The sequence below is a fragment of the Catenuloplanes nepalensis genome, assembly GCF_030811575.1.
GTDB lineage: Bacteria > Actinomycetota > Actinomycetes > Mycobacteriales > Micromonosporaceae > Catenuloplanes > Catenuloplanes nepalensis.
The window spans coordinates 5,677,843-5,704,136 of record NZ_JAUSRA010000001.1 but is presented as its reverse complement, the minus strand read 5'-3'; the positions used below and the strand labels follow the sequence as shown (position 1 = coordinate 5,704,136).

At 71.2% G+C, this 26,294-nt stretch carries 23 protein-coding genes and 2 pseudogenes; 9 read left to right on the top strand and 16 right to left on the bottom strand.

Annotated features, from left to right (window positions below; genetic code table 11):
- Positions 1 to 4 precede the first annotated feature (4 nt).
- From J2S43_RS24350 to J2S43_RS24340, 3 genes are all read right to left on the bottom strand, one after another.
- Complete coding sequence (locus tag J2S43_RS24350) at positions 5 to 631, bottom strand: RloB family protein (protein ID WP_306832933.1); 627 nt, start codon at positions 629 to 631, stop codon at positions 5 to 7.
- Positions 628 to 1,917: an AAA family ATPase gene (locus J2S43_RS24345; RefSeq protein WP_306832931.1), complete on the bottom strand. Its 1,290-nt coding sequence runs from the start codon at positions 1,915 to 1,917 to the stop codon at positions 628 to 630. The genes J2S43_RS24350 and J2S43_RS24345 overlap by 4 nt, the downstream gene beginning before the upstream one ends.
- Positions 1,918 to 2,119: 202 nt before the next feature.
- The gene (locus J2S43_RS24340; RefSeq protein WP_306832929.1) at positions 2,120 to 2,611 is read right to left on the bottom strand and encodes an FBP domain-containing protein; all 492 of its coding nucleotides are present in this window, start codon (positions 2,609 to 2,611) and stop codon (positions 2,120 to 2,122) included.
- Between the two features lie 50 nt (positions 2,612 to 2,661).
- Here J2S43_RS24340 and J2S43_RS24335 point away from each other — a divergent pair, with 50 nt between their 5' ends.
- Positions 2,662 to 3,231: a TetR/AcrR family transcriptional regulator gene (locus tag J2S43_RS24335; protein WP_306832927.1), complete on the top strand. Its 570-nt coding sequence runs from the start codon at positions 2,662 to 2,664 to the stop codon at positions 3,229 to 3,231.
- 417 nt (positions 3,232 to 3,648) lie between these two features.
- Positions 3,649 to 4,917, top strand: a pseudogene (locus tag J2S43_RS24330) (glycoside hydrolase family 6 protein); the annotation flags it as partial.
- Positions 4,918 to 5,321: 404 nt separating this feature from the next.
- On the opposite strand, the gene J2S43_RS24325 reads toward J2S43_RS24330, so the two are convergent.
- Positions 5,322 to 5,954, bottom strand: coding sequence for a TetR/AcrR family transcriptional regulator (locus tag J2S43_RS24325; protein ID WP_306832923.1), 633 nt, complete (start codon positions 5,952 to 5,954; stop codon positions 5,322 to 5,324).
- Positions 5,955 to 6,015: 61 nt separating this feature from the next.
- Between J2S43_RS24325 and J2S43_RS24320 the strand changes: the two genes are divergently transcribed.
- Together J2S43_RS24320 and J2S43_RS24315 are read left to right on the top strand one after the other, a co-directional pair.
- Complete coding sequence (locus tag J2S43_RS24320) at positions 6,016 to 7,398, top strand: FAD-dependent oxidoreductase (RefSeq protein ID WP_306832921.1); 1,383 nt, start codon at positions 6,016 to 6,018, stop codon at positions 7,396 to 7,398.
- Between the two features lie 82 nt (positions 7,399 to 7,480).
- Complete coding sequence (locus J2S43_RS24315) at positions 7,481 to 7,690, top strand: hypothetical protein (RefSeq protein WP_306832920.1); 210 nt, start codon at positions 7,481 to 7,483, stop codon at positions 7,688 to 7,690.
- A gap of 23 nt (positions 7,691 to 7,713) precedes the next feature.
- Here the strand turns inward: J2S43_RS24315 and J2S43_RS24310 are convergent, their stop codons facing one another.
- Together J2S43_RS24310 and J2S43_RS24305 are read right to left on the bottom strand one after the other, a co-directional pair.
- On the bottom strand, positions 7,714 to 8,397 hold the full coding sequence (locus tag J2S43_RS24310) for an MOSC domain-containing protein (RefSeq protein ID WP_306832919.1): 684 nt from the start codon (positions 8,395 to 8,397) through the stop codon (positions 7,714 to 7,716).
- A gap of 37 nt (positions 8,398 to 8,434) precedes the next feature.
- Entirely contained in the window at positions 8,435 to 9,187 is a 753-nt protein-coding gene (locus J2S43_RS24305) for an ROK family protein (RefSeq protein WP_306832917.1), read from the bottom strand.
- 54 nt (positions 9,188 to 9,241) lie between these two features.
- Between J2S43_RS24305 and J2S43_RS24300 the strand changes: the two genes are divergently transcribed.
- The gene (locus J2S43_RS24300) at positions 9,242 to 9,898 is read left to right on the top strand and encodes an HAD family hydrolase (RefSeq protein ID WP_306832915.1); all 657 of its coding nucleotides are present in this window, start codon (positions 9,242 to 9,244) and stop codon (positions 9,896 to 9,898) included.
- 337 nt (positions 9,899 to 10,235) lie between these two features.
- Here the strand turns inward: J2S43_RS24300 and J2S43_RS24295 are convergent, their stop codons facing one another.
- The 5 genes from J2S43_RS24295 to J2S43_RS24275 form a co-directional block, all read right to left on the bottom strand.
- Positions 10,236 to 11,603 (bottom strand): glycoside hydrolase family 6 protein, encoded by a 1,368-nt coding sequence (locus J2S43_RS24295; RefSeq protein WP_306832913.1) that lies wholly within the window; start codon positions 11,601 to 11,603, stop codon positions 10,236 to 10,238.
- A 147-nt stretch (positions 11,604 to 11,750) separates the two neighbouring features.
- The gene (locus J2S43_RS24290; RefSeq protein ID WP_306832912.1) at positions 11,751 to 12,500 is read right to left on the bottom strand and encodes a VOC family protein; all 750 of its coding nucleotides are present in this window, start codon (positions 12,498 to 12,500) and stop codon (positions 11,751 to 11,753) included.
- Between the two features lie 244 nt (positions 12,501 to 12,744).
- Positions 12,745 to 14,061 (bottom strand): cation:proton antiporter, encoded by a 1,317-nt coding sequence (locus J2S43_RS24285; RefSeq protein WP_306832910.1) that lies wholly within the window; start codon positions 14,059 to 14,061, stop codon positions 12,745 to 12,747.
- 8 nt (positions 14,062 to 14,069) lie between these two features.
- Positions 14,070 to 14,747 carry an HAD family hydrolase gene (locus tag J2S43_RS24280; RefSeq protein ID WP_306832908.1) on the bottom strand — a complete coding sequence of 226 codons (678 nt, stop codon included), beginning with the start codon at positions 14,745 to 14,747 and terminating at the stop codon, positions 14,070 to 14,072.
- Positions 14,748 to 14,986: 239 nt separating this feature from the next.
- The gene (locus J2S43_RS24275) at positions 14,987 to 17,146 is read right to left on the bottom strand and encodes an ATP-binding SpoIIE family protein phosphatase (RefSeq protein WP_306832906.1); all 2,160 of its coding nucleotides are present in this window, start codon (positions 17,144 to 17,146) and stop codon (positions 14,987 to 14,989) included.
- A gap of 204 nt (positions 17,147 to 17,350) precedes the next feature.
- Between J2S43_RS24275 and J2S43_RS24270 the strand changes: the two genes are divergently transcribed.
- Positions 17,351 to 19,630, top strand: a complete 2,280-nt coding sequence (locus J2S43_RS24270) for a hypothetical protein (RefSeq protein WP_306832904.1) — start codon at positions 17,351 to 17,353, stop codon at positions 19,628 to 19,630.
- A 59-nt stretch (positions 19,631 to 19,689) separates the two neighbouring features.
- On the opposite strand, the gene J2S43_RS24265 is transcribed toward J2S43_RS24270, so the two are convergent.
- Positions 19,690 to 19,911: a hypothetical protein gene (locus tag J2S43_RS24265; RefSeq protein ID WP_306832902.1), complete on the bottom strand. Its 222-nt coding sequence runs from the start codon at positions 19,909 to 19,911 to the stop codon at positions 19,690 to 19,692.
- A 119-nt stretch (positions 19,912 to 20,030) separates the two neighbouring features.
- Here J2S43_RS24265 and J2S43_RS24260 point away from each other — a divergent pair, with 119 nt between their 5' ends.
- Positions 20,031 to 20,693 (top strand): hypothetical protein, encoded by a 663-nt coding sequence (locus J2S43_RS24260; protein ID WP_306832901.1) that lies wholly within the window; start codon positions 20,031 to 20,033, stop codon positions 20,691 to 20,693.
- 20 nt (positions 20,694 to 20,713) lie between these two features.
- Positions 20,714 to 21,868: an MFS transporter gene (locus tag J2S43_RS24255; RefSeq protein ID WP_306832899.1), complete on the top strand. Its 1,155-nt coding sequence runs from the start codon at positions 20,714 to 20,716 to the stop codon at positions 21,866 to 21,868.
- On the opposite strand, the gene J2S43_RS24250 is transcribed toward J2S43_RS24255, so the two are convergent.
- Complete coding sequence (locus J2S43_RS24250; protein ID WP_306832897.1) at positions 21,850 to 22,254, bottom strand: hypothetical protein; 405 nt, start codon at positions 22,252 to 22,254, stop codon at positions 21,850 to 21,852. The two genes, J2S43_RS24255 and J2S43_RS24250, sit on opposite strands and share 19 nt — an antisense overlap.
- A gap of 115 nt (positions 22,255 to 22,369) precedes the next feature.
- Here J2S43_RS24250 and J2S43_RS24245 point away from each other — a divergent pair, with 115 nt between their 5' ends.
- Entirely contained in the window at positions 22,370 to 22,729 is a 360-nt protein-coding gene (locus tag J2S43_RS24245) for a DUF6401 family natural product biosynthesis protein (protein ID WP_306832895.1), read from the top strand.
- A gap of 1,000 nt (positions 22,730 to 23,729) precedes the next feature.
- On the opposite strand, the pseudogene J2S43_RS24240 reads toward J2S43_RS24245, so the two are convergent.
- The 3 genes and pseudogenes from J2S43_RS24240 to J2S43_RS24230 form a co-directional block, all read right to left on the bottom strand.
- Positions 23,730 to 24,536 (bottom strand): annotated as a pseudogene (locus tag J2S43_RS24240) (mechanosensitive ion channel family protein); the annotation flags it as partial.
- A gap of 267 nt (positions 24,537 to 24,803) precedes the next feature.
- On the bottom strand, positions 24,804 to 25,271 hold the full coding sequence (locus J2S43_RS24235) for an SRPBCC family protein (protein ID WP_306832894.1): 468 nt from the start codon (positions 25,269 to 25,271) through the stop codon (positions 24,804 to 24,806).
- Positions 25,272 to 25,336: 65 nt separating this feature from the next.
- Positions 25,337 to 26,293 (bottom strand): YihY/virulence factor BrkB family protein, encoded by a 957-nt coding sequence (locus tag J2S43_RS24230; protein WP_306832892.1) that lies wholly within the window; start codon positions 26,291 to 26,293, stop codon positions 25,337 to 25,339.
- Position 26,294 lies beyond the last annotated feature (1 nt).

Sequence of the window (26,294 nt, the reverse complement as noted above, 5' to 3'; positions counted from 1 at the left end):
AACGTCAAGCGCCTTCTACTGCCGCCAGGAACCGAAACATCCCGGACGACGGATTGTCATTCGGTAGCCGACTACCGTCCTTCACATGCCGATTCTCCAGAACCGCGGCGCGCCGGCTCGCTGCCTTGCGCAACGGCATATGAACAGCGGGATCGATTCTCTTTCCTTTGCGCCCGTCGAGAGCCCTGCTCTCTCTTTCGATCACATCGGTGTTCTCGAAGCGAGAGTGATCCCGGAAGTGCAGGACGAGCCAGAGTTCGAAGCACGGATTGGATATCGCGAGCCGGATGCCGTTCGCCTCCGCCAGCGTCACCGCGGTGGCCAAGTTCGGGTGGTTCTTCGGCCATTCGACGTCGAACAGGCACCAGCACTCGTCCACTTCGGGATCGCGGTTGCGTTCGACCGCCATCTTCACGAGGGTGAGGGGCACGCCTTGCTCGGTATGAATCTCGACATTGAGTGCCGTGTTCTCCAGTACGCTCGGCAGGCGCTTCACTCCACCCACGTAGTCGGGTTCCGAGTTCTCGCCCTCGCAGAACACCACGATCGTCCGAAGCTCCGGCCGTCGCTCTGCGGTTCGCCTGAGTGGCTTGCCGGACTGTCGGCGCTGCTTCAGCCTGCCCTCTTTCATCCGATCAGTCCAAGGGCTCGGAGCAGTCCTGACTCGTCGATCTGCGGCAGGCCGCCGAACCTGCCGTGAAGATACGCAGCCTCGAGATTCTGTGATCGCCGGACGCGTTCACCCGCGAAGTCCGCCAGGGCGCCGAGCCGCGTCGCACCGTCCTCGCGCTTGTCCGTCAGCCACACCTCATCCCTGTTCAGGTGGTTGAGCAGGCTGGTGTCGTGGGAGGTGAAGATGAGCTGCGCGCCGTTCGGGTTGAGCGCGGGGCTATGGAAGATCTTCAGCAGTTCGGCGGAGACCGTTGGATGCAGTCTCGCATCAAGCTCGTCGAACACCATGATCGAGCCATGGCGCAACGCATTCAGCACTGGCCCGATCATCTGGAACCACGTGCGCGTACCTTCGGATTCCCTGGCGAAATCAAGCGGCACGTCACGCGAGCCGGCTTTATGTACCAGTCGAACCCGGCGTCGAGTGTGCCGCTCGTGTGACGAAGTTGAAAATGTAATCTCCTCGTTGTCGATTATCACGTCGGAGATTCCGAGATCGGCCAATTGAAGCAAGGCGAGAGCCTGTTGCCGATCGGTCGCGTCTGCGGGATCGGTCAAGAGCGTAAGCTGCTCTATTTCTTCCTCGAACCAGCGCATCGTCGAAGTAGGATCCAACCCGCGGCTGAGCAACACCTCAAGCCTGCCGCCGAACATGCGAGGTCGACGCGGTACGCCGAAAACTTCCATCCGCACGAATGCCTCGATGAAGGCGCTTACCGTAGGCTCTTCGAATCTACGGGCAACCGACAATGCAAGGGTGGTGGGGGTCAGCAGTTCTCGCGTTCCCGAAAGGCCACCCAGGCCGCGCTGCAGCTTCAGCTCGAGGCCGTCCCGTTCGAAAAGCCTTCGCCTCTTCTTCTCCGGATAGTGAAAAAGGCCTTCGTAATGGACTTCGTCTGCGTCGAGTTCGACCAGATATTCGAAACGGACGCCGCCGACGAGCATCTCAAGAACGAATTCGGTTGTGCGGTCCGTCACCTCGCCCAGGGCGAAAGGCTCGATGGGGATCTCGCCCTCCCAGATCCGCAGCGAGTCCGCCACCGCATCCTTGAGCCACGACAGTGCCGCAACGACGTTCGATTTGCCGGATGCGTTCGGCCCGTAGATCGCGGCGACTGTCAGGAGGCTCTCGCCGAGGAGCGGCGCCGGTCGCGCCTCGTCGCGGCTCCGATCGACCGCCACCATCGACAACTCTGCGTTCTCGGCCAGAGAGCGGAAGTTGGATGCTTCGAATCTGATCAGCACGTGGCCACCTTACCGGCACGTAGAGCGCGGACACACCCTTCATCCTGCGGATTCGCAACGAAATCGGGCCTCTGTCCGCACCGCGACCACCCCAAAGCTCACCACGCCGACGGTGGGTGTTACTGGTTTTGAAGCGACCACCCACCCGGCTGGAGCCCGCGGGAGCACTGGGAAAGTGCCCGCGCCGGAAGTGGGAAATGGGTTAGGCCTTGATTTTGGCCAGGAAGCCCGTGAGGTGCGAAAGCATCCGCGCCACCTTTTCCTCCTCGCTCAACGAGTCGCGCAGCGGCGTCCCAGGCCCTGCCCCCGGCCGCCCGCGGATGTAGAGCGAGCACGTCAGATCGGGGCAGATGTACGTTCCCACCGAGTCCCCGGCCCGGCCCGCCTTGCCGGCCTTCGGCGCGACCATCAGCGGTACGCCGCCGTCGTGCGTGGTCAGGCACAGCGAGCAGAGGCCGTGGCGGGCCGTGCGTGCGGCCGATGGCGTAGGGAGGCGCAGCACGATCGCGGTCAGGGTGTCGCCGGGCGCGGCCAGGTAGGCGCGTTCCGGTGACTTCGGGTCGCGCCAGCCGAGGAAGTCGAGGTCGTCCCAGCGGCGGGTGGCCAGGTCGCGCGGGACGAAGGCGCGGGTGGCCTCGCCCTTGGAGCAGTTCACGAACGCGGCGCGGATCTCTCGGTCGGTCAGCGGCTTCATGCGGACGACGCTAATTTGCCTAAAACCTTTAGGCAAATGAATAATGCCGTATGGCACGTGTGGGACTGACCACGGAACGGCTGGCGCAGGCCGGCGCGGAGCTGGCGGACGAGTCGGGGTTCGACGCGGTGACGCCGTCCGCGCTGGCCCGGCGGTGCGGCGTCGCGGTCGCGAGCCTCTACTCGCACGTGGCCAACGGGCAGGAGCTGCGCACCCGGGTCACGCTGCTGGCGCTGGAGGAACTGGCCGGCCGGGCGTCGGACGCGCTGGCCGGGCGTGCCGGGCGGGACGCGCTGGTCGCGCTGGGCAACGTCTACCGGGACTACGCGCGGGCGCATCCGGGGCGATGGGAGGCGGCGCAGGCGCGGCTGGAGCCGGCGGACGCGGCCGGGAGCGCGGGCGTGCGGCTGTCCGGGATGACGCGGGCGCTGCTGCGCGGCTATGACCTGCCGGAGCCGGAGCAGACCCACGCGGTGCGACTGCTCGGCAGCGTGTTCAACGGGTGGGTCAACCTTGAGGCGGCCGGCGCGTTCGCGCACAGTGAGCCGGACTCGGCGGAGAGCTGGGTGCGCTCGCTGGACGCGCTGGACGTACTTTTGCGCACCTGGCCCCGCAGCTGAACCGTCGGTGGGCGAGAACGTGTTCCCGCTGGTGAAGCCGCAAATCCGACCCGCATGCGCAAAACGATTTTCATCGCGCCAATCGGATTTTGCGGGTGGAACACCCTTGTAAATCATCGAAGTCTGTTAATAGCCTGTTTCCAGGACGCGTCAGGGCGACTACCGCCGCACGGTCCTAAATCCGCTTTTAGCGGCCTCCATGGGGCAATGGCCTGCTCCGGAGGGAACGCCCCGACCGGGCTGCGGGGACGACTGGCAGGCGGTCTGCGGCACGGCGTCGCAGCGAGTCGCGGACCGCCACGCTCACATCGCGTAATTTTCGTGAGGAGTGCACGCATGCGTGTGTCGTTAAGCAAGAGATCCATGGCCATCGCGGTCACCGCCGCGCTGGCGACGAGCCTCGTCATCGTGGCCACCAGCACCGCGAACGCGGCGGCCAAGCTGGACAACCCGTACGCGGGTGCCCAGGCCTACGTGAACCCGGACTGGTCGGCGCAGGCCGCGGCGAGTGGCGGGCAGGCGATCGCGAACCAGCCGACCGCGATCTGGCTGGACCGGATCGCCGCGATCGAGTCCGGTTCGGCCGGCTCGAACACGATGGGCCTGCGCGACCACCTCGACGCCGCTGTCGACCAGGGCGCGAACCTGATCCAGGTGGTCATCTACAACCTGCCCGGCCGGGACTGTGCCGCGCTCGCGTCCAACGGCGAGCTGGGCCCGACCGAGCTGGCGACCTATCAGAACGACTACATCGACCCGATCGTCGAGATCATGGGCGACCCGGCGTACGCGAACCTGCGGATCGTCACGATCGTCGAGATCGACTCGCTGCCGAACCTGGTGACGAACGTCAGCCCGCGGCCGACCGCCACGCCCGAGTGCGACGTGATGAAGGCCAACGGCAACTACGTGCAGGGCGTCGGGTACGCGCTGGCGCAGCTGGGCGCGCTGCCGAACGTCTACAACTACATCGACATCGGGCACCACGGCTGGCTCGGCTGGACCGACAACTTCTCCGCGGCCGGTCAGGTGTTCCTCCAGGCCGCGCGGGCCAACGGCGCCGAGCCGTCCGATGTGCACGGGTTCGCCGCGAACGTGGCGAACTACGGCATCCTGGACGAGCCGTTCTTCGAGGCGACCACCGTGGTCGGCGGCAGGCCGGTTCGCGAGGCCACCACCTGGATCGACTGGAACAACTACGTGGCCGAGGTGGAGTACGCGCAGGCGTACCGCCAGCACCTGGTCGGGATCGGTTTCGACGCCGGGCTCGGCATGATCATCGACACCTCCCGCAACGGCTGGGGCGGCCCGGACCGGCCCACCCGCGCGAGCACGTCGACGGACCCGAACACGTTCGTCAACGAGTCGCGTCTCGACCGGCGCATCCACCTCGGCAACTGGTGCAACCAGGCCGGTGCCGGCCTCGGCGAGCGGCCGAAGGCGTCGCCCGCGTCCGGCATCGACGCCTACGCGTGGATCAAGCCGCCGGGTGAGTCCGACGGCGCGTCCCGGGAGATCCCGAACGACGAGGGCAAGGGCTTCGACCGGATGTGCGACCCGACGTACGCCGGCAACCCGCGGAACAACAACAACATGTCCGGCGCGCTGCCCGACGCGCCGCTCTCCGGCCACTGGTTCCAGGCTCAGTTCGAGGAGCTGCTGGCCAACGCGTACCCGCCGCTCTGACCAAACCTACATAACCTATAGCTTTACTGGACTAGGTGGATGGACGTCGGTAACCTCATGCGCACTCTCTCCGGTGGAGGTGCGCATGAGGTTACGACGTGCGGTCATGGCGTTCGTGCTGGTCGTCGCGCGGCAAGCGGGTCACCTGACACCGCGTTGCCGCAGTCCGGGCGGCCTGACGAGGGCGGCGCTGAATAAGCCTCAAGGGCATTCAACCCATTTTCCCGTTTCCGGCGCGGGCACTTTCCGAGTGCTCCCGCGGGCACCGGTCGGCCGCAGGCGGCCTCCCTGCCGGTCGGGTGGGCGGTTGCGAAAGACCATGGGCGCTCACAGAGCCTTTGACGTGCAGATGACAGCCGCGGCCGCTATTGAGCACTCCGCTCCGGCAGCCTCTCGTGGGGCGCTCAGCCGGCGTCGCGCTCTCGGCCGGGGTCGAGGAGGGTGCGGCAGGCGGCGTCATGGAGCCAGGACTCGGCGTCGTCGAAGGTCCAGCCGCGCGTGGTGACCAGGCCGTACCAGGCGTCCGGGCCGAAGAAGAAGTAGAGCGTGTCGATCAGGCGGTCGGTGCGCACGCCGGGCAGCTCACGCAGCCGCTCCGCGATCGCGGTCAGGCCGTGCAGGCACTTGGCGACCGCGTCGTCGACCGCGAGCTGTGCCGCGGGCTCGCCGGGGGCCTGGCGGACCAGGCTGTGCAGCAGCTCGCGGTGGGTCTCGTGCACGCGGCGGGTGCCGGCCGCGGCCAGTGCGAGGACCCGGCGCGGATCGGCCGTCTCCCGGGCCTCCGCGGTGGCGGTCGCGGCGCTGGTGTCGTCCAGCAGTGGTTGCAGCAGGGCGGTCAGCACGCCCGACTTGCCGCCGGCGCTGGCGTAGACGGTTTGCGTCGCCACCCGGGCCGCCTTCGCGATCTCCGGGACCGTCACGGCCGCGTAGCCGCGCGCCAGGAACAGCTCCCGGGCGGCGTCCAGGATCGCCGTGCGCGTGGCGGCTGCCGCGTCGTCCCGGCGTGGCGAGCGATATCTGCTGGTCGGAGCGGTCACCGGCGAAGTGTAACGCGCGCTACTTTGACTAGAGAGCCCTCTAATCAATAGTGTGAAGCGCATGGACAACGTGATCGTGGTGGGTGCCGGGCCGGTCGGACTGTGGACGGCGATCGAGCTGAGACTGGCCGGCGTGGCGGTGACCGTGGTCGAGCGGGAGCCGGGCCGGCGCGCGTTCACCCGCGCGCTCGGCATCCACGCGCGGACCGTGGAGGTGCTGGCCATGCGCGGCCTGGCCGAGACACCACTGGCCGACGGGCGCGCGCTGCCGCGCTGGCACTTCGGGATGCTGCCCACGTTCCCCGACTACAGCGGACTGGACACGCCGTATCCGTTCGTCCTCGCGTACCCGCAGAACGCTCTTGAAGATCTTCTTGAGCGCCGGGCCGTCGAGCTGGGCGCGGCCGTGCGCCGCGGCACGGCCGTGAAGACCATGACCCAGGACCACGCCGGGGTACGTGTGGAACTCGCCGACGGCACCACGCTCACCGCATCGTGGCTGGTCGGGGCGGACGGCGCGGGCAGCACCGTGCGCAAGGCGGCCGGAATCGCGTTCACCGGCACGGACGCCACGCTCTGGGGCTACGTCGCGGACGTCACGCTGAGCGCGCCGCCGGAGCTGACCGGCACGCTGGCCACGCCGGACGGCGCACTGGTCGTGGCGCCGCTGCCGGGCGGGCGCTTCCGGCTGGCCGGCTTCGACCCGCGCGACCAGACGCCGGACCCGGAGATGACGATGGACCGGCTGGTCGCGTCCGTCCACCGGGCGACCGGCCGGGACCTGGGCATCGCCGAGGCGAGCTGGATCTCCCGGTTCGGCAACGCGACCCGGCAGGCCGCGGACTATCACGCCGGGCGGGTGCTGCTGGCCGGCGACGCCGCACACATGCACATGCCGACCGGGGGAGTGGGCCTCAACATCGGCGTGCAGGACGCGATGAACCTCGGGTGGAAGCTCGGGTCGGTGGCGCGCGGCGCGGCGCCGCAGTCGCTGCTGGACACCTACCACGCGGAGCGCGCACCGGTCGGCGCCGCGATGCTGGCGAACACGCAGGCACAGACCGCGCTGGTCACCGCGTTCACGCCGGAGGGGCAGGCGCTGCGCGCGCACCTGTCCGCGCTGCTCGACCGGCACCCGGCCGTGCAGCACGATCTCGCGCTCGGGGTCTCCGGCCTGGACGTCCACTACCCGCCGTCCGACCCGGGCGCGCACCCGTCGACCGGGCGGCGCTTCGCGGACCCGGCCGTGTTCCCGCTGCTGAGGGACGCGCGACCGGTGCTGGTGCGGGACCCGTCGGCGCCGCCGGTGGAGACGGAACTGGCCGTGCACGAGGCGCCGGGCGCTGCCTACGCGCTGATCCGGCCGGACGGGCACGTGTGGTGGGCGACGGACGAGCCGGACCCGCTGGCCGCGGCGGCGGCGATCGCGCAGCGCTGGCGATAGCCGACCGTGGATGCTCGGCCCACCCCCAAACGGTGGGCCGAGCGCACCCGCCATTGTGCACCCGCCGCGCGACCGACATCCCGTGATCGCGCGGGCCGGCCTGATCGCGCGGGCCGGCCTGACCGTGGCGCTCAACGCGACCGTGCTGGTCCACGTGACCGTGCCGGTCAACGCGGCTACGCCGGTCAACGCGGCTACGCCGGTCAACGCGGCTACGCCGGTCAAGATGAGCGCGTCAATCAACCTGACGGCGTCAATCAACCTGACGGCGTCAAGACGTCAATCAACATGACGGCGCGACGGCGCCGGTCGGTGTCACGGGGTGGGGCCGCCGGTGGCGGACAGGCGGTCGGCGTACTTCCGGGCCTTGGCGAGGATCTTCGCGGGCAGCGCCGGGGCGTCCAGCAGGCGGGGGAGCAGCTCCCGCTCCAGCGTCATGGCCCGGAACGCCAGGCCGACCGTGACCTCGTGACCCGGCCGGTGCTCGACCGTGATCGTGTCGCCGGCCCGGACCTCGCCCGGCGAGATCACCCGCAGGTAGGTGCCGGGGACCGCGCGCTTAGCGAACGTCTTGACCCAGCCGGGGAGGTCCATCCAGCGGGCGAACGTGTTGCACGGCTCGCGCGGGACGGAGACCTCCAGCACCAGGTCGGCGCCGATCCGCCAGCGCTCGCCGATCAGCGCGCCGGTCACGTCGACGCCGGACGTGGTGAGGTTCTCGCCGAAGACGCCGCCGGGCAGGTCGCGGCCCAGTTCGGCGGCCCAGGCGTCCAGGTCCTCCCGGGCATAGACGTAGACCGCCTGGTCGTCGCCGCCGTGGTGCCGGTTGTCGAAGATCTGGTCCTGCACCAGGCCGCTGCCCAGACCGGTCGCGCGGTCGCCGGGCGCGCGGACCAGCACCGGCCCGTCCACCGGGCGCTTGTCGATGCCGGTCTTGCGCACCGTGCCGGGGATGCGCCCGGGTACGGCCAGATTGACGGAGAGCACGTGAGCGACCACGCGGGAAGAGTACACGCTCTCCGTACCGTCAAATGATCTAGTGAACTCGGAGTGACCAGGCGCGGACACCGCCCACGATGCCGGCCGTGTTCGGCACGATCACGACGTCGTCGCCCATCCGCAGCAGCTGCTCCGGGATGATCCGCCGGGAGTTGCCGCCGCCGATGTAGAGCCGGTCCCACAGGAAGACCGGGCGCAGGCCCTCGACCACGCGCGCGACCCGCCGCGACCAGAACGAGTCACCGAGCCGGCGCCGCTCGTGCTCACCGATGTAGGTGTCGTACGACATGCCCCAGCGCACCGGCGCCTGCGAGAACTCCAGGTGCGGTGCGAGCCGGCCGCCGTCGAAGAGCGCGCAGCCGAGCCCGGTGCCGAGCGTCAGCACCAGCTCCAGGCCGGTGCCCGCGACCACGCCCGCGCCGTGCACCTCCGCGTCGTTGAGCACCAGCGTCGGCCGGTCGAACGCGGCGCCGAGCGCGGACCGGACGTCGAAGTTCGCCCAGGCCCTGGCCAGCTCCGGGTCGATGCGCGTGCGCGGCCCGGCCTTGGTGATGTAGTGCGGGGTGGCGACCACCACGCCGTGACGGATCATGCCCGGCATCCCCACCGTCACCCGGTCCGCGGCCGGCAGCTGATGCGACAGCTCGACCAGCGTCTTCACGAAAAGATCCGGATGCAGGGGGTACGGGGTGGGAACGCGCAGCGGCTGGGCCCGCATCGTGCCGGACTCGTCCAGCACGGAGGCCTTGATGCCACCGCCACCACAGTCGATCGCCAGGGTCGTATGCACGCCGACTAGTGTGCCAAGCCTTCCGTCCGGCCGCCGCTCTGGCAGTCTGTTCCGATGATCCAAGCGGTGGTTTTCGACCTCGACGGCGTGCTGATCGACACCGAACCGGTCTGGGAGGAGGTGCGCCGCGGGCTGGTCGCGGAGTCCGGCGGCACCTGGCTGCCGGACGCGCAGACCCGGCTGATGGGCATGAGCACCGGCGAGTGGTCGCGCTATCTCGCGGAGGACCTGGGCGTCGGCGGCACGCCGGAGGAGGTCGCGGCCGAGGTGCTGCGGCGGATGGCGGCGCGCTACGAGACCGCGTTGCCGCTGATCCCGGGCGCGGTCGAGGCGGTGCGGCGAATCGGCGCGGAGTACCGGCTGGCGGTGGCGAGCTCGTCCGCGCGCGTGCTGATCGACCACGTGCTGGCGGCCGCGGAGATCACCGAGCTGTTCGAGGCGACGGTGTCGACCGAGGAGGTGCCGCGCGGGAAGCCGGCGCCGGACGCGTACCTGACCGCGGCGTCCCGGCTCGGCCTGGCGCCGGAGGTCTGCGCGGCCGTGGAGGACTCGTCGAACGGGCTCCGGTCCGCGTCCGCGGCCGGGCTCGCGGTGGTGGCGATCCCGCAGCCGGCCTACCCACCGGCGGGCGACGCGCTGATGCTGGCGGACAAGCTGCTCATGTCGCTGGCGGAGCTGACCCCGGAGCTGATCGCCTCGCTACGCGACTAGAAAGACCATAAAGGCTATAAAGACCATAAAGGCTATTTTCCCGCTTCCGGCGTGGTGCTGTCCGCATGCTCCCGCGGGCACCGGTCGGCCGCGGGCGGCCTCCCTGTCAGTCGGGTGGGTGGCTGAGAAAACCCAGCGGGCTGCTGACCTTCCAGCGTCAGGGTCACCGCCCGGCGCCTTCTGGTGAGCCAGGCGTCATTCAGGTCGTTCTACCTACTTGAATGACGCCTGGATCAGCGAGTGTTTCCGACGCCGGAAAGGGCAGGAAAACGCTGCTGCGGGTCGTCGGGCGCCGGCCCTCGGGGAGGGCCGGCGCCCGGAATCCACACCGGGACTGCTACGCGGGGGACGCCGTGCAGGGCGTGCCGTTCAGCGTGAACGCGGACGGTGCCCCGGGTGCGGTGCCGGTGTAGGAGGCCTGGAAGCCGGTGCTGACCGTGCCGCCGGCCGGCACCGTGCCGTTCCAGGCGACGTTGGCTGCGGTGAGCGTGGTGCCGGACTGCGTCCAGGTGCCGTTCCAGCCGTTCGACAGCGTGACCGTGCCGCCGGCCGTGAACGCGACCCGCCACGAGCTGACCGCGGCGCCGTTGTTCGTGACCCGCAGGTCGGTGGTGACCCCGGTCGACCACTGGTTGACCGTGTACCGCACCGTGCACCCGGCCGGCGCCGGCGTGCCGGTCACACCCGGGGTCGGGCTGCTCGTCGCGGTCGGCGTCGGGCTCGCCGTGGTGCGGGTCGGCGTGACCACCGGACCGGCCGCGATCGCGAGGTCGTAGGCGCGCTGCGGCACGAATTGCCCGGCCGCCGCGATGCACCCGTCCGCCTCGCCGGGCAGCTTGATCCACAGGTACGCGTCCAGGATCGGGTCCTCGACCGCGTTCGTGGACGGGATGCCGATCGCGCGGCCGGCCGGGTCGCACCACTCGCTGCCGGCCGGCCCGTTGCCGTTCCGGCTGGTGTCGATCACACCCTTGAGCGAGGAGTCACCGGTCGCCGCGATCACCGCCTTGACGTACGGGATCGCCTCCGCGTTGGTCCGGTAGTTCGACACGTTGACCGAGATGCCGTCCGCGCTGTTCGCGATGTCCGCGCGCACCAGCCGGGCGGCCATCTCCGCGGGCGCCAGCCACGCCGAGTGCGCCGCGTCGAAGTAGACCTTGGCCTGTGCGGAGGCGGCCTTGAAGGCCTTGCCCGCGTACGCCATCGACGCGTACACCTCGTTCTGCTGGGACTGCGACATGCAGTCGGTCATCAGCGCGAGCACGTCCGGCTCCAGGATGATCGCGGCGGGTCGCCCGCGCAGCCCGGCCGCGACCTGATCCACCCAGGCGCGATATGCCGCGTGGTTCGGCAGCCCGCCGGAGCTGGCGCCGCTGCAGTCGCGGTTCGGGATGTTGTAGACCACCAGGATCGGGATCTTCCCGGCCGAGGCGGCCGCGCCGACGAACGCGTCGACCTCGCCCGCGACCGTACCCGGGTTGTTGGCGGTGAACCAGCGGCCCTGCGGCACGCTCGCGATCCGGTCGCGGATGACGGCGGCGCGGGAGTCGTTCGGGTTGGCGGCGACCCACTTCGCGGCGTTGGTGGCCGGGTCGACGTAGTAGGGCGATTCCGCGGCGGACGCGGTGGACGGCAGCAGCAGGCCGGCACCGGCGGCCGTGGCGGCGGCGACCGCGACCGCGGCCAGGACGGATCTGGGGCGCATGTGTGCTCCTCGCAGGCGGTGGGATCGAAGGTCGACGGGAGCGCTCCCATGAGCCTACTTATCAATCACCGTCTATGCAAAGTGAGCACGGAAAAGTCCGCCGCCCCCGCGGTGCAGCGCGGGGGCGGCGGACTTGTGCAACGACTGTTACGCGTGCAGCTCCGGCAGGAAGCTGATCACGCCGAACTCCGCGCCGCTCGGGTCCGCCAGGATCGCGTAGGAGCCCATGGTCGCGGCCCGCATGCCGGCCACCACGGAACCGCCGAGCGCGACGCACCGGCCGGCCGTGGTCGCCACGTCCTCGGCCTCGAAGCAGGTGAGCCAGCGGGCCGCGCCCTCGGTCACGCGCATGCCCGCGACCACGCGCGCGCTGCTCGTGACGAACTCCGAGTACCGCACGCCGGGCGCGTACTCCGCGTCCTGCTCGGTCCAGGAGAAGATCTTGCCGTAGAACGAGGAGACGGTGTCCGGGTTCGGCGTGCTCAGCTCGAACCAGCAGGACGCGCCGGGCTCCTCGTTGATCTGCGCGCCGCCGAACGCGCCCTTCTTCTCGAACGCGCCGAAGACCGCACCGTCCGGGTCGCGGAACAGCGCGGCCAGGCCGCCGTTCGGCATCTCGTGCGGCTCGCGCAGCACGGTGCCGCCCGCGTCGGCCACCAGGATCGACACCGCCTCGAGGTCCTCGACCGCCACGTAGGTCGCCCAGGCGCTGCCACCCAGGTCGGGTGCGTCGTCCGAGTGCGACAGACCGGCCGCGGCCAGGTCGCGCAACCGGAAGGTCCGGTCGTCGGTCCTCCAGCCGAAGAGCTCGCCGTAGAACGCGGTCGCGTCGGCGGACTCCTCTCCGATGAGCTCAGCCCAGCACGGGGTGCCCTGTGGGTAGCCTCTGACTCGCACCGCCAACCTCCTTGTCGCCTGCGGTTTGATCCCTGATCATTCCGGCGTTACGTCACTCTGCGTACAACCGACCCTTGTGGAGTCGCTTCCGGGCCGAGGGGTGTTCGGCGTCCACACTGGGTGATCCGTGCAGAGCGAGCGTCGTCATATCGACGGCACCGGTTGACGTCCACCTTACGGGTTACCTTCACGCAGAGCTACAAAAGTTGGGTCCGAAATCGGTCAGCTCACACGAGAAAGCTCGTTATTGCTCACTCGGCGTTACTTGTAGAGTGCATCGAGTGTCTTCTTGATCGCACGCGTCACCTGCACGTTCCGACTGCACGTGCGAGCGCTCGTGCATTCGGTCGAGCTTCGCCATCACCGGCGTGGCCGCTACACCGTGTAGCACCACCGAGACGAGGACGACGAAGCCGGCGGTAGCCCAGAGCAACGGAGCGTCCGGGATCTCCGCGTGCCCCAGCGCGTAGGCGAGGTAGAAGAACGTGCCGACGCCGCGAATGCCGAACACGCCCACCACCCAGTGCTCCGCGCGCCGGCCCGGCGCCCCGATCAGCGACAGCCGGCCGGCCAGCGGGCGGACCAGGAACACCAGCGCCAGACCGGTCGCGGCCGCACCCCAGGTCAGCGGCGCCAGCAACCCGTCCACCACGGCACCGCCGAGCAGCAGCAGGAGCAGCACGGTCAGCAGCCGCTCGATCTGCTCCGAGAAGTCGTGCAGCACCTGGTGGTACTCGTGGCCGCGTTCGGCGCCCCTGATCGCGCGCGCGGCCACGAAGACCGCGAGGAAGCCGTACCCGCCGATCATCTCGGTGGCGCCGTAGGCCAGGAACGTCGCGGCCAGCGCCATCAGGCCCTCCGCGTGCAGCGCCGGGCGCAGCCGCTCCGGGCGCGCCCGGAAGAACAGCCAGCCCAGCAGCCAGCCGACCGCAGTGCCGCCGGCCACTCCGGCACCGATCTTCCAGCCCACGTCGACGAGCGCCCAGTGGCCGACCGAACCCCAGGTCAAGCCGGGGATCATCGCCAGCGCCAGCGCCACGAACGGGAACGCGAGGCCGTCGTTCAGCCCGGCCTCCGCGGTCAGCGAGAAGCGGACCTCGTCCTCCGAGTCCTCCTTGTCGGTCGGCTCGCCGACCTGCACCTCCGCGGCCAGCACGGGGTCGGTCGGCGCGAGCGCGGCAGCCAGCAGCAGCGCGGCAGCCGGGCCCAGCCCGGCCCACGCCCAGCCGAGCAGCGTGACCGCCGCGATCGTCAGCGGCATCGCCAGCGCCAGCAGCCGCCAGACCGCCGCCCAGCGCCGCAGGCCGAGCGGGCGATCGATCTTCAGGCCCGCGCCCATCAGCGCGATCAGCACGCCGAGCTCGGTCAGGTGCTCGGTGAGCTTCGGATGCGTCAGCGGATCCAGGTCCGGCAGCGGCGACGGGATCGCGAAGACCACCATGCCGAGGCCGAGGAACGCGATCGGCATCGAGAAGGGCCGGCCCTCCACCAGCCGAGGGAGTAGACCGGCCAGCAGCGCGCCCGCGCCGAACAGCGCGAACGCCAGATCTATCGTGTCCATCGGCGTGGCTACCGCAGCAGCCCGAGCGGAGACTCGTCCAGCAGCGCGAGAAGCGACGCCGGATCGTCGTAGACCGCCACCGCACCGGCACCGGCCAGCTCGCTCTTGCAGGTCCCGCCGCAGGCCAGGCCGATGCACGGCAGGTCCAGCCGGCCGCCGGCCGCCATGTCCCACACCGAGTCGCCGACGAACACCGCGCGCGCCGGGTCGACGCCCGACTGTGCCAGCGCGGCCTCCAGGATGTCCGGCGCCGGCTTGCTGCCGCCCTCGCCCGCGTCCGCGGAGGACGTGGCCGCCGTGATCGCGTCGTCCGCGTCCAGCGCCGTGCGCAGCGCGTCCAGTTCCTCCTCGTCCGCGGACGACGCCAGCACCACGGCCAGGCCCCGCTCCGCGCAGGTGAACAGCAGCTCGCGTGCGCCGGGCAGCGGCCGCAGCCTGTCCCGGTTCCCGGCGTAGAAGGCCTTGTGCGCCGCGCGCAGACCGTCGTCCTGGCCCGGATCCCGATCGTCGCCCAGCAGATGGCCCGGCATCCGGTCCGAGCCCATGCCCACGGCCCGATGGATCACCGCCATCGGTACGTCGTGCCCGTGCTCACGCAGCGCCGACCACCAGGACACCGTGTGCAGGTAGGTCGTATCGACCAGCGTCCCGTCCACGTCGAATAGAACCCCGCGTCGCTCACCCATGCGGACGCCAGTACCCCTTTTACCGTCGCTTAGCACGTGACGGCGGACGCTGTCCCCGATCGTCACCCGGCCGAAGCCGCCCTCCGGGTTTCCGGTGATCACAGCGAAACCGGAAGGGAGCCCTGCTGCCGCCCCAAGCACCCGCCCCTGGAAGGAGCAAACGCTCTATTCATGCGGCCGACCGGTGCCCGCGGGAGCAAGCGGGCAGCACCACGCCGGAAGCGGGAAAATCTTGTGTTCTAAGGGTTTTCGCGGTCTTCGGAGAGGAGCATCTCGAACCACACCGTGGAGCCACGGACCGTCGGGTCGGTGCCCCAGGCGTCGCTGAGCTCCTCGATCAGGCCCAGGCCGCGGCCGCGACTGCTGAGCGTGTCGGTGTGCGCGCGAGTGACCGTGCCGCGGGTGCCGCTGTCCTGCACGGAGACCAGCAGCCGCTCGGGCGTGAGATCGATGTGCACGCGCGCGGCGGTGCCGGCGTGCAGCAGCGCGTTCGTGGTCAGCTCGCTGGTGCAGAGGACGGCCGCGCCGATCACGGCCTCCGGCACGTCCCACTCGGTGAGCTGCACCTTCATCCACTGGCGGACGCGGCCCGGCATGGTCGGCTCGGGCGGCACGTTCATGGTGGCGGAGCGGCTGGGTGAGCTGGCGTACTCGACCGCGAGCACGGCCACGTCGTCCTCGGTGGCGCCGGCGACCGCGGACGTGGCCAGCGCGCAGAGGTTGCGCGGGTCACCGCTGACCGCCTCGGAGACCGACTTGGCCAGCGCGGCCAGCCCGTCGTCCAACTCGCGCCGGCGCCGCTCGATGACGCCGTCGCTGAAGAGCAGGATCGTGTCGCCGGGGGAGAGCGCCGTGGTCATCGCGCGATGCGCGCCACCCAGGCCGAGCGGAGTGCCGGTGGGTACGTCGAGGTAGCCGACCGTCGCGTGCTGGCCCTCCGCGCTGGCGTGCCGGATCAGCGGCGCCGGATGCCCGGCGGACGCGATCGTGAGCCCGCCGTCCCGCTGGTCCAGCAGGCCGTAGGCGACCGTGACGAACAGCTCGTGCGAACGCGTGCCGGTGCCGAGCATGCCGACCAGCTTGTCCAGGCCGTCCAGCACGACCACCGGGTCCGGGTTGGCCAGCGCGAGCGCGCGCAGCGCGGCCCGGACCTGGCCCATCAGCGCGGCCGCGTGCATGTCGTGCCCGGCCACGTCGCCGAGCACGATCGCCAGCCGCCCGCCGGGCAGCACGAACGCGTCGTAGAAGTCGCCGCCGGCCGCGCTGCCGTCGATGCCGGGGTCGTAGCGGGCCGCGACCCGGAACCGGTCCAGGTTGGGCAGGTGTTCCGGCAGCATGCTGCGCTGCAGCAGCTGCGCGGTGCCGTGCTGGGTCTCGAAGCGGCGGGCGCGCTCCGCGGCCTGGCCGATCAGCTCCGCGGCCGCGGTCAGCTGCGCGCGCTCGGCCGGCAGCCACAGGTGCGCGTGCCGGCGGCCGAACGTCAGCGCGCCGCGCAGCGAGTGCGTGCTCAGCGGGATCGCGGCCATCGCGCGCTGCCGCTGGTCGTGCCGGTCCGCCGCGAGTTCGCGCAGCGGCGCGCCGTCCTCGGTGAACTCGGCCGTGCCGGAGCCGGCGGCCCTGGCCAAGGGGCTCGGCGAGTCCAGCGGCAGCCGGCGCCACAGCGGGGGGAGTCGCTCGTCCGCCTCGTCGAGCAGCTCGCCGCGCACCCGCCGAACCACCCGCCACGCGCTCGCGTCGTCCACGCCGAACGTCACGTGGTCGACGTCGAACGCACTCAACCCGTAACGCAGGGCGACCCGGGCCACGTCGTCCAGCGTGACCGCGCCGGCCAGCGCGCCGGTCAGCTCGCTCAGGCTCTGCAGCCGGCTGGTCGCCTCGGTGGTCTCGGTCGCGACCGTGAGCACGCCGATCGTGCGGCCCCGAGAGTCCCGGACCGCGGAACAGCCGCGGGTGAAGACGGCCTGCTCCGGCTCGCCGGCCGGCGTGCGGACCAGCGCGATCGCGGTCTCCGCCTCGCGGAACGGCTCGCCGGTGCGGTAGACGCGGTCGACCACGTCGCCGACGCCGGGCAGCGCCCAGGCCTCCTCGAACACCTCCGCCGAGGGGCGGGCGAACGAGGACGGGTGCTTGCGGCCGAGGATCGCGGCGAACGCGTCGTTGTAGACGAGGGTGAACGCGTCCCCATACGCCAGGGACATCGCCACGGGTGACGCGATGATCACGTCGATGGTCGCGCGCAGCGCCGGATCCCAGGTGTCGGGAGCGCCGAGCGGGGAGGTGTGCCATGGGTGGCTCGCCAGCAGATCGGCGGCCGTTCGACGGGCAGGGTCCTCCCCCGCCTGGCCCTCGGCTTGCGCCGTTGGGGAGGCGGAGACTGCCCGGACGACCGCGCCTGCCATGCCATGAGCGTATCCGGGGTCATCCGATCGGGCGATCGGGTCCCGGTCCGTCCGGGGGATGCGGTAGCGCTCCGTGATCAACTATGGCGCGACGTGTCGCTCAAAGATGAGCACGTTTCATTCCGCTGTGTGGTTGCTGTCGCTTTGTCTTAGGGACGTCTTAAGCCTTGTGGGTACGGTGTATGCGGTGCTTATAGTCGGCGCGTGACCGACATCGGGCCTGAGGCTAGTTCCGGCATCCGCGAACCCCGCAGTCCTGGTGGCGTCCTTGATTTCGCGGCCGCCCTACAGCAGTTCGACGAGTCGATCGTCGGTGACGTCGTTTTCCGCATTTCTCGGCGCAATGCGACGTTGCCGCCCGTGCCGACCCCGGAATCGAGGGCTGCGCCGATCGGGATTTTGGGCACGGTGGGCGAATTGCCGTCGGATTCGCATTCCCTGAACGTCGGGTTTATGTCAGCTAAGCCATTACTTTCGGTAGTTGACACCGAGGCGGCGAGTTCCCAGCGTGTGGACCCGGCCGGTCCGGTCGCTCCGGCCGGGTCCCCGGTGGCGGCCGGTGAAGCGGCTGGCGGGAGCGCTGCGGGCGCCCCGGCCGTGATCGCATCGTCCCCGGCGCCGGGCGTGGCCGGTGTGCCGGACGTGGCCGGTGTGCCGGACGTGGCCGGTGTGCCGGGCGTGGCCGGTGTGCCGGGCGTGGTGCGGCTGGCGGACGTGCGCATTCCGGCCTTCCGGGCGGCACGGCCCGTGCCGCCCCAGACCGCGGGTCGGGAACCCGCACCGGTGATCGAGGCTCCTGCCAGTGGCGGGCGTGATCCGGAGGCCATCGGATCACGCGCGCCGGACGAGACTTCCGCCGGCGGGGATTCCCCCGGCGAGCCAGCAGTCGGACCGTCGGCGGAGCCGGCGGATGGAGACGAGACAGCGGCCACGGGGATGGCCGCGGCAGAACCGGTCGCGGACGCGACCGTAGGAACGGCGCCGGGGACCGGCGGCGGACAGGACGCGACGTTCGCCGAAGGGGGCGCGACAGTGCTTGTGAACAGTGCGAAAGACACGGGTCCCAACCAGGACGCGACGGCATCGACCGCCGGCCCGATCCCAGCTCCAAGACCAGCGGAGCCGGCCACGGCGTCTGCGGAGCCGGCCACGACGTCTGCGGAGCCGGCCACGACGTCTGCGGAGCCGGCTGCGGCGTCTGCGGGGCCGGACCCGGCGGCGCCCGGCGATCCCGAGCCGCCGGTGGCGCTCGATGACCCGCCGGAATCCGCCACAGAGCAGCCGGTCACTGACTTCGACGCCGACCCGGCACCCGGTCCGGAGGCCGTGACCGACGCGGCCGGTCCGGAGGCCGTGACCGACGCGGCCGAGCCGGTCAACGGCGTGGACGATCCGGCCAACGGCGTGGCTGAGCCGGTCGATGGAGTCGATGCGTCGGAAGGCGGCGGCGAGGCCGTGGCGGCGGCCGGCGGTGTCGATGGGCTGGAAGCCGCCGGCGGGGCCGCGGCCGGCGTGGTGGAGGAGGCCGGCGACCTGGCCGAGGTGGCCGGGGTCGACGAGGCGGACCGGGAGGGCGAGACCTTGCCGGCCGCGGGCGGCGGGGCCGCGCCGGTGTCCGGGGGCGATGACGCGGAGCGGGACGAGTCGGAGCGAACCGGCGAGATCGTTCTGCTGCTGCCGGCCGGCGAGGACGAATCCGACCGTACCGGCGAGATCGTGCTCTTGGCCCCTTCCGCCGGAACCGGCGACGGGATCGGGAGCGAGGCGGCCTCGGAGACCGCCGGTGTCCCGAGCGCGGTGACCCGGATCAACGGGTCGGATCCGCACGCCGGGCAGGACGGTTCGCCCGCGGTATCGCAGGAGGAGACGCTCGTGCTGCGGGAGGCGGTGGACCCGTGGATCGGTGCGGACGACCGGGACGTGACCCTGCACCTCGCCGCGGACCCGCGGACGGGGACCGCGATGACGCCCGAGCCGGAGACCGCGGCGACTCCGGACCCGCGGACGGAGGCCGCGGCTGCCCGGGACCGATGGCCGTCCGGCTCTCCGGAGCGGACCGAGAGCCTCGGACCGGCGGATCCGCGCGCCGCGGTGACCAGGGCGACCGGGTCGTATCCGGTGCTGGTGCGGCCCGAGGTGGTCAATGAGGTGTCCGGCGGCTATCCGGTGATCAACTCGAGCCTGACCGGCAGCACGGGCGCCTACCTGTCGCTCAACGGCAACCCGGCCGCGTACGCCGCGTTGAACCGGGCCTCCGGCGCCTACCCGATCGTGCCGTCCGCCGCGGACGAGGAGGACGGGCGTGCGGTGGGAGCCGCGCGGGTCGTCGGACCACCCCGGCGGTTCGTGGGGTCGGCGCAGGCGGAGATCTCGGCCGATCAGGCACCGAGCCGGCGGGGCGACGTCTGGATCGCGGCGCTGGTCGTGGCCGTGGCCGCGGTGCTGATCCTGGGCGTCGCCTACGGCATCGCCGTGCTGAGCTGATCGATCAGCGGTGCCGAGTGGAACGTGGCCGGGGAGGGAGACCTCCCCGGCGGACCCGATCAGTTCTGGAAATCGTCCGTGGCCGGCTGTGGCCTGCGGCGCTCCGTGTCATCGGCGATGATGACCGTGGCGACGAGCATGGCGACGACGACGGCGAAGAGCCAGGATGCGTCGGTCGCGAGGCTCGCCGAGACGGGAGCGTGGACGGCGGCCAGGACGAAGCCAAGCCAGGCGAGGCGCCGCTGGCGCGCGGTCATGAATCCGGTGACTCGCTGCTGCATCCGAGCAAGTCTGCCTTGCGATCTCCGGGCCGCGTTCACCTTTTCGGCCGATACCGATACCTCCGTCCGGCCCCTATCGGCATGCGTTGATCTTGCCGATGCAGGGTATTCGATCGGACGTGAGACGAACGCGGATGGTAGCGGCGGCGCTGCTGGTCCTCGCGGCGGCCGGGTGTGACGGACGGCGCGCGCACGTGGTGACCGGCGACCTGCGAGGGCTGGAACATGCCGTGCTCGAGCTGGTCAGCGGTGCGGAGACGATCACCGTGCGGAACGCCGACCCGGACGTGACCGGCTATCGGGTGGCCACGCCACGCGGCGCGGCCGGCGTGCCAGCGGTGACGGAACGTGACGGCGTGGTGAGCGCGGCGCTGACCGGGAGCGCGCCCGTGGAGATCCTCCTGAGCGACGACGTGCGCTGGACCGTGCGGATCGCCGGCGGCGCGCGCGAACAGCTCGTGGATCTCGGCGCGGGCCCGATCGGCGACGTCGAGCTGCGCGGCGGCGCGGACCGGATCACGGTCGGGCTGCCGGCCGGTGACGGCACCACCACGGTACGGATGAGCGGCGGCGCGAGCACGTTCGACGTTCTGGCCCCGGCCGCCGTGCCGGTGCGGGTGAGCCTGGCCGGTGGCGCGGGCAGCGCGCGGGTGGACGGCGAGACACGCTCCGGGATCGCCGGTGGCACCGTGTTCGGCCCGGCGGACTGGGACACGGCCGCCGACCGCTACGACATCCAGGCACTGGCCGGCGTCTCCGGGTTCACGCTTGACCGGCGCTGATCGCCGGGCATGATCACGGGGTGCCCCTCCTCGCGCTCGCCTACTTCGGATTCATCAGCCTCGGCCTGCCCGACGGACTGCTCGGCGTGGCATGGCCGTCGATGGCCGCGGACTACCGCGTACCGCTGGACGCGCTCGGTTTCCTGACCGTCGCCGCCATGATCGGCTACTTCGCGTCCAGCGTGGCCGCGGGATTCGCGATCGGGCGGGTGGGCGTGGGCTGGCTGCTGGCGATCAGCACGGCCCTGGCGTCGCTGGCGCTGACCGGCTACATGAGCGTGCCGGTCATGGCGCTGGCGGTCGGGTGCGCGCTGGTGCTCGCGATCGGATCGGGCGCGATCGACTCCGGCCTGAACGCGTACGCGGCGACCGCGTTCGGCCCGCGGCACATGAACTGGCTGCACGCGTTCTTCGGGCTCGGCGTGGCGATCGGCCCGCTGATCATGACGGGTGTGCTGGAGGCCGGGCTCACCTGGCGCTGGGGCTACGGCATCGTGGCGATCTTCCAGGTGTGTCTCGCGGCCGCGTTCGCGCTGACCGTGCGGTTGTGGGCACGGGACAAGCCCACCGAGGAGGGGCCGCGGCACGCCCCGTCCGCGCACACGCTGCGGATCCCCGCGGTCTGGCTCGGGATCGGCGCGTTCATCTGCTACGTGGCGATCGAGGCGGTGGCCGGGCTCTGGGCCTACACCGTGCTCACCCAGGGCCGGGACGTGTCGCCGCGGACGGCCGGCCTGGTGGTCTCCGCGTACTGGGGCGCGCTCTTCGCCGGCCGGGTGATCTTCGGCTGGGTGTCCGAGCGGATCAGCAGCCACCGGGTGCTGCTCGGCGCGCTGCTCGGGATGGCCGTGGGCGCCGCGCTGATCTCCCTGCCCGCGCCGGCCTGGGTCGCGGCGGCCGGGCTGGTGGTGCTCGGCTTCTTCGCCGCGCCGGTGTTCCCGCTGCTCATCCTCACCACCGCGGACCGGGTCGGCGCCGCGCACGCGGACCGGGCGATCGGCCTGCAGGTCGGCTCGTCCAGCGTGGGTGCCGCGCTGGTTCCGGCCGCGGTCGGCGTGCTGCTCAACCGGGCCGGGTTCGGGTGGCTCGGCCCGGTGCTGCTGGCGCTGTCCGTGCTGCTGGTAGGCCTGTACCTGCTGGCGTCACGGCGCCGGGATCACGGCCTCGCCTCGTGACCGGGCTCGCCGCGCGTGCGGCGCTGCTCCTTGAGGCGCGCCTCCCAGAGATGCCGCTGTCCGCCGGCGAGCGTGTCCCGGGCCGTGCGCTCCAGCTCGCGGAAGACCGAGACGTACCCGTCCTCGTACTCCTCCACCAGCTGGAACGTCCACCGTCCGGCGATCACGTTGCGTCCGATCAGCTCGGTCTGCACGCGATCGGCCAGCTCGTGGTGGCCCGCCTCGCGCAGTTTCGCCACCGCACCGTCCAGTTTGAAGTCCGCCTCGCCGGTCAGCTGGTGCATCGCGTACAGATGCCCGCGCGCCCGCTCGGTCGTCTCCAGCGCCTCGGTCAGCCGGCCGAGCGCCTCGACCGTCACGTCGTCGATCTCCACGACGCCGTTCATACCCACAACCATCCGGGGGTACGCCGTAGGGCGCGACATTCCTGGGTGAATCGGTCTTCATGTCGGCCGTCCGGCTGAGGCGTGCCCCGGGCCCGGGCGGCTAGCGTCACTCCACATGACTCTCGGGTCCCCGGGCTCCGCTGATCAACATACCGCCACCCAGCGGGCACGCTCCGCGCTCGCCGGGCTGATGTCCTCGGTCGGCTCGCTGGGCCTCGCCGCGGCCGCCACCGCGCCGGCGCTGCTCGCCGCGATCGACCAGCACGCGGCCGCGATCCGCGACAGCCTCGACGCCGACCTGCGCCCGCTCTCCGCGATCGCGCTGGCCGGATACGTCGAGGGCATCCACGACGCGGCCCGCGAGCACGGCTGGCGCATGCCGGAGGGGCACATCGACTTCGACACCGGCGACTGGGTGCTGACCCGCATGCTCGCGGTCTGCGCCCTCACCCGGACCCTCCCCACCCGCCCCTGACCCGCGCCGCGCGCCGCGTGTGTGCGCTGCCTGCCCGGTGTGCGCTGCCTGCCCGGTGTGCGCTGCGGGTCCGGTGTGCGCTGCGGGTCCGGTGTGCGCTGCGGGTCCGGTGTGCGCTGCGGGTCCGGCCTGCGTGCGCTGTGCGTCCGGCGTGCGCCGGGCGCGTGACTGCCCGCGCGTGACTGCCCGCGCGTGACTGCCCGCGCGTGACTGCCCGCGCGTGACTGCCCGCGCCTGACTGCCCGCGCCTGACTTGCGCTGCGCGCCCCGCATCCGTGATCAGGGCGTGCCCCATCTAGCAACATGGGGCACGCCCTGATCACGGACCCGTGCCGCAGGAAAGCGGGGCGCGTCCCCGGTGGGACGCGCCCCGCTTCTCTGTGGGAGGGGTTCAGTCCTTGTCGCGCTCGCGGTCGACCGCGTCCGGCGGCGGTACCGCCTGCGTGGGCTCGGCGCTGCCCGGCACCCGGCTGATCGGGGCGGTCGCGTCGATGTCGGTCGTGCCGGCCGAGCGTCCCGGCTGGAACGACGCGGGTTCGCCGGGGCCGTCCGCCGCGAGCGGCGCGAGCTTGCCGGACGGCGCGACACTGCCGGACTGGTAGAGGCCGCGGCCCGGGTTGATCGTCTGCGTCGCGTCCACATCGGCAGCCGGGGCGGTGTCCTGCCGCGGGATGACCGCGGTCTGCTCCGACATCTGGCGGGTCGCGTCCTCGCGCCCGGCCTCCTCGGCGGCGGCGCGCTCCCGCGCCTCCGTCTCCGCACGCTGGCGTGCCTCCGCGTCAGCACGCTCGCGTGCCTCGGCATCGGCACGCTCCCGCGCCTCGATGGCCGCGCGCTCCCGGGCCTCGGCCTGTGCACGCGCCTCGGCCTCGGCCTGCGCGGCGGCGACCCGTTCCGCCTCAAGCCGTTCCGCCTCAAGCCGTTCCGCCTCAAGGCGCTCCGCCTCAAGCCGTTCCGCCTCAAGGCGCTCCGCCTCAAGCCGTTCCGCCTCAAGCCGTTCCGCCTCAAGCCGTTCCGCCTCGCGGCGCTCGTTCTCCTCGGCCTCCAGGCGGGCCTTGCGCTCCGCCTCCAGGCGCTCGGCCTCGGCGCGGGCGGCCCGCTCGGCCTCGGCGCGCGCCTCGACCTCCGCCGCGTACTCGCGTGCCCGCTCGCGGATGACCTCGGTCTCGGTCGCGGCGCGGGTCAGCCAGCCGTCCCAGCGGGACTGCATCGGGCGGACCAGGCCGCCGCCGACGCCGACGATCAGGATGCCGGCGATCGTGGCCAGCACCGCGACCAGCACCGGCGTGGTGACCGTGGTGGCGATGCCGGCCTGGTTGAGCGCGGCGATGACGCCGAGACCGATGATGAAGACCCAGGCGAAGCCCGCGATGAACCGGCCGTACGTGAGACCGCCGAGCGCCGCCCGGATCAGGTCGCGGACCGCGCCGGCGATGGCGGCGGCGACGACCACGATCACGATCGCGATGAACGCGCGCGGCAGCCATGCGACCACGCCGGAGATCAGGTCGGAGACCGGGTTCGGGCCCCACACGCCGAACGCGAGCTGCAGCGTGAGCAGCAGCACCGCGTAGTAGACGAGTTTCGCGAGGATGTCGCTCGCGTCGTACCGGGTGTGTTCCAGCGCGCGGCCGATGCCGCCGCGCTCGACGGCCCGGTCGAACCCGACCCGCTCCAGGATCTTGTCGACGGCCTTGCGTACGCCCTTCGCGACGAAATATCCGACGACCAGGATCGCGATGAACGCGACGGCCTTCGGTACGAAGAGCAGCACGGATCGCCACATGTCGGTGATCGCGTCTGCCATTCGGGTCCCTCCTCGGGAAGCTCGGTGAACCGCGCTCGGGAAGCCCGGTTGACCGAGCGATACCCCGGATCGGCCGACTCGGAAACCTGGGGACCGGACACCGCCTGAGGCGCGGGCGACCGGAGAAGATGGTGTTCCGCCGAACACGTTCGAAACATCGCCTTCGCCGGGAGCGGGGCCGAGCCGGACGAGCGGAGCGACGACCATGAGCACGGAAACGCCGGCCCGAGGGAGGTGGGGCCGGCGTTTCCAAGGCTGAGGATCAGGTCACGGCTGCGGGCGGTCCACCTCGCCGCGCCAGGCGCCGGTCTCGACCCCGGACCGGTCGGACTCGATGAACTCCTTGAAGCGCTTCATGTCGCCCTTCACCCGGCGGTCGATCACGCCGAGCTTGTCGCCGGCCTGCTCCGCGATGCCGTCCGGCTCGAAGTCCATCTGCGCGGTGACGCGCGTGTGGGTCTCGTCCAGCCGGTGGAAGGTGATCACGCCGGACTGCTTGATGCCGTCGGTGGTCGTCCAGGCGACGCGCTCGTCCGGCAGCTGCTCGGTGATCTTCGCGTCGAACTCGCGCTTGACGCCGGCGATCTCGGTCTTCCAGTGGGTGTCGGTCTCCGAGATCTGGCGGATCTCGGAGACCCCCTCCATGAACCGGGGGAACTCCTCGAACTGGGTCCACTGGTTGTAGGCGGTGCGGATCGGCACGGCCACGTCGATGTGTTCGGTCACGGTACCCATTGAAATTCCTCCTTCTCTCGCGTTCCTGACCTCTGGCTACCCGGTGAGAACGCGATCAAACAAGATCAGCCGGCCGGGTCACGTGGCGGCAGCGGCGGGTCCGGGTCCTCCACGCCGCCCTGCAGCGCCCGGCCGCGCGCCACCTGAGCGTTGATCTCGACGCCCAGCATCACGGCCGAGTTGATCAGGTATAGCCAGACCAGGAACGCGATCACCGCGCCGAGGCTGCCGTAGGTGCGGTCGTACGAGGCGAAGTTCGCCACGTACAGCCCGAATCCGAAGCTGACCAGCGCGGATGCGGCGAGCGTGACGAATCCGCCCACGGTCAGCCAGCGGAAGCGCGGCTGTTGCACGTTCGGCGCGATCCAGAACAGCAGCGCGAGCAGCAGCATGCCGACCAGCACCAGCACCGGCCACTTCGCGAAGCCCCAGATCTGCCGGGGCGTGTCACCGAGATTCAGCGCGTCGCCGACCGCGTCCGCGATCGGGCCGCTGATCGCCAGCCCGAACGCGCCGATCGAGAGCAGCACCAGCGCGGCCGCAGTGAGCAGGATCTGCAGCGGCCGCAGCTTCCACCAGGGCCGGCCCTCCTCGACGCCGTAGATGGCGTTGGACGCGCGCGTGAAGCCGCCGACATATCCGGACGCGGACCACAGCGCACCGATCACACCGAAGCTGAGCAGCGCGCCGGCCGAGGTCTGGCCCAGCACCGTGTCGTGGATGAATGCGGTGAACGACTCGTCGTCCAGCAGCGAGCGTGCACCCAGGTCGTAGAGGATGTCCAGGATCGTGTCGACCGCGGCCTGTCCCTCGGAGACCAGTCCGACCAGCGCCACGATCACGATCGCGGACGGGAAGAGGGACAGCACCGAGTAGTACGTCAGGCTCGCGGCCCAGTCCGAGCAGTTGTGGTTCACGAAGCCGGTTCCGGCCCGCCACAGTATTCCGCGCCAGGTACGCCAGCGCAGTTGCCGCAGCCGGTCGGGCAGGCGGAGGGAACCGGGGTCGGTGGTCGAGGCCATG

What these genes read in the sequence shown, in the direction of transcription:
- J2S43_RS24300 (WP_306832915.1), top strand. Translation starts at nt 9,242, where the DNA reads ATGATCCAAGCGGTGGTTTTCGACCTCGACGGCGTGCTGATCGACACC.
- J2S43_RS24235 (WP_306832894.1), bottom strand. Translation starts at nt 25,271, where the DNA reads ATGGGTACCGTGACCGAACACATCGACGTGGCCGTGCCGATCCGCACC.
- J2S43_RS24340 (WP_306832929.1), bottom strand. Translation starts at nt 2,611, where the DNA reads ATGAAGCCGCTGACCGACCGAGAGATCCGCGCCGCGTTCGTGAACTGC.
- J2S43_RS24280 (WP_306832908.1), bottom strand. Translation starts at nt 14,747, where the DNA reads ATGGGTGAGCGACGCGGGGTTCTATTCGACGTGGACGGGACGCTGGTC.
- J2S43_RS24320 (WP_306832921.1), top strand. Translation starts at nt 6,016, where the DNA reads ATGGACAACGTGATCGTGGTGGGTGCCGGGCCGGTCGGACTGTGGACG.
- J2S43_RS24230 (WP_306832892.1), bottom strand. Translation starts at nt 26,293, where the DNA reads ATGGCCTCGACCACCGACCCCGGTTCCCTCCGCCTGCCCGACCGGCTG.
- J2S43_RS24295 (WP_306832913.1), bottom strand. Translation starts at nt 11,603, where the DNA reads ATGCGCCCCAGATCCGTCCTGGCCGCGGTCGCGGTCGCCGCCGCCACG.
- J2S43_RS24275 (WP_306832906.1), bottom strand. Translation starts at nt 17,146, where the DNA reads ATGGCAGGCGCGGTCGTCCGGGCAGTCTCCGCCTCCCCAACGGCGCAA.
- J2S43_RS24265 (WP_306832902.1), bottom strand. Translation starts at nt 19,911, where the DNA reads ATGCAGCAGCGAGTCACCGGATTCATGACCGCGCGCCAGCGGCGCCTC.
- J2S43_RS24250 (WP_306832897.1), bottom strand. Translation starts at nt 22,254, where the DNA reads ATGAACGGCGTCGTGGAGATCGACGACGTGACGGTCGAGGCGCTCGGC.
- J2S43_RS24245 (WP_306832895.1), top strand. Translation starts at nt 22,370, where the DNA reads ATGACTCTCGGGTCCCCGGGCTCCGCTGATCAACATACCGCCACCCAG.
- J2S43_RS24335 (WP_306832927.1), top strand. Translation starts at nt 2,662, where the DNA reads ATGGCACGTGTGGGACTGACCACGGAACGGCTGGCGCAGGCCGGCGCG.
- J2S43_RS24285 (WP_306832910.1), bottom strand. Translation starts at nt 14,061, where the DNA reads ATGGACACGATAGATCTGGCGTTCGCGCTGTTCGGCGCGGGCGCGCTG.
- J2S43_RS24350 (WP_306832933.1), bottom strand. Translation starts at nt 631, where the DNA reads ATGAAAGAGGGCAGGCTGAAGCAGCGCCGACAGTCCGGCAAGCCACTC.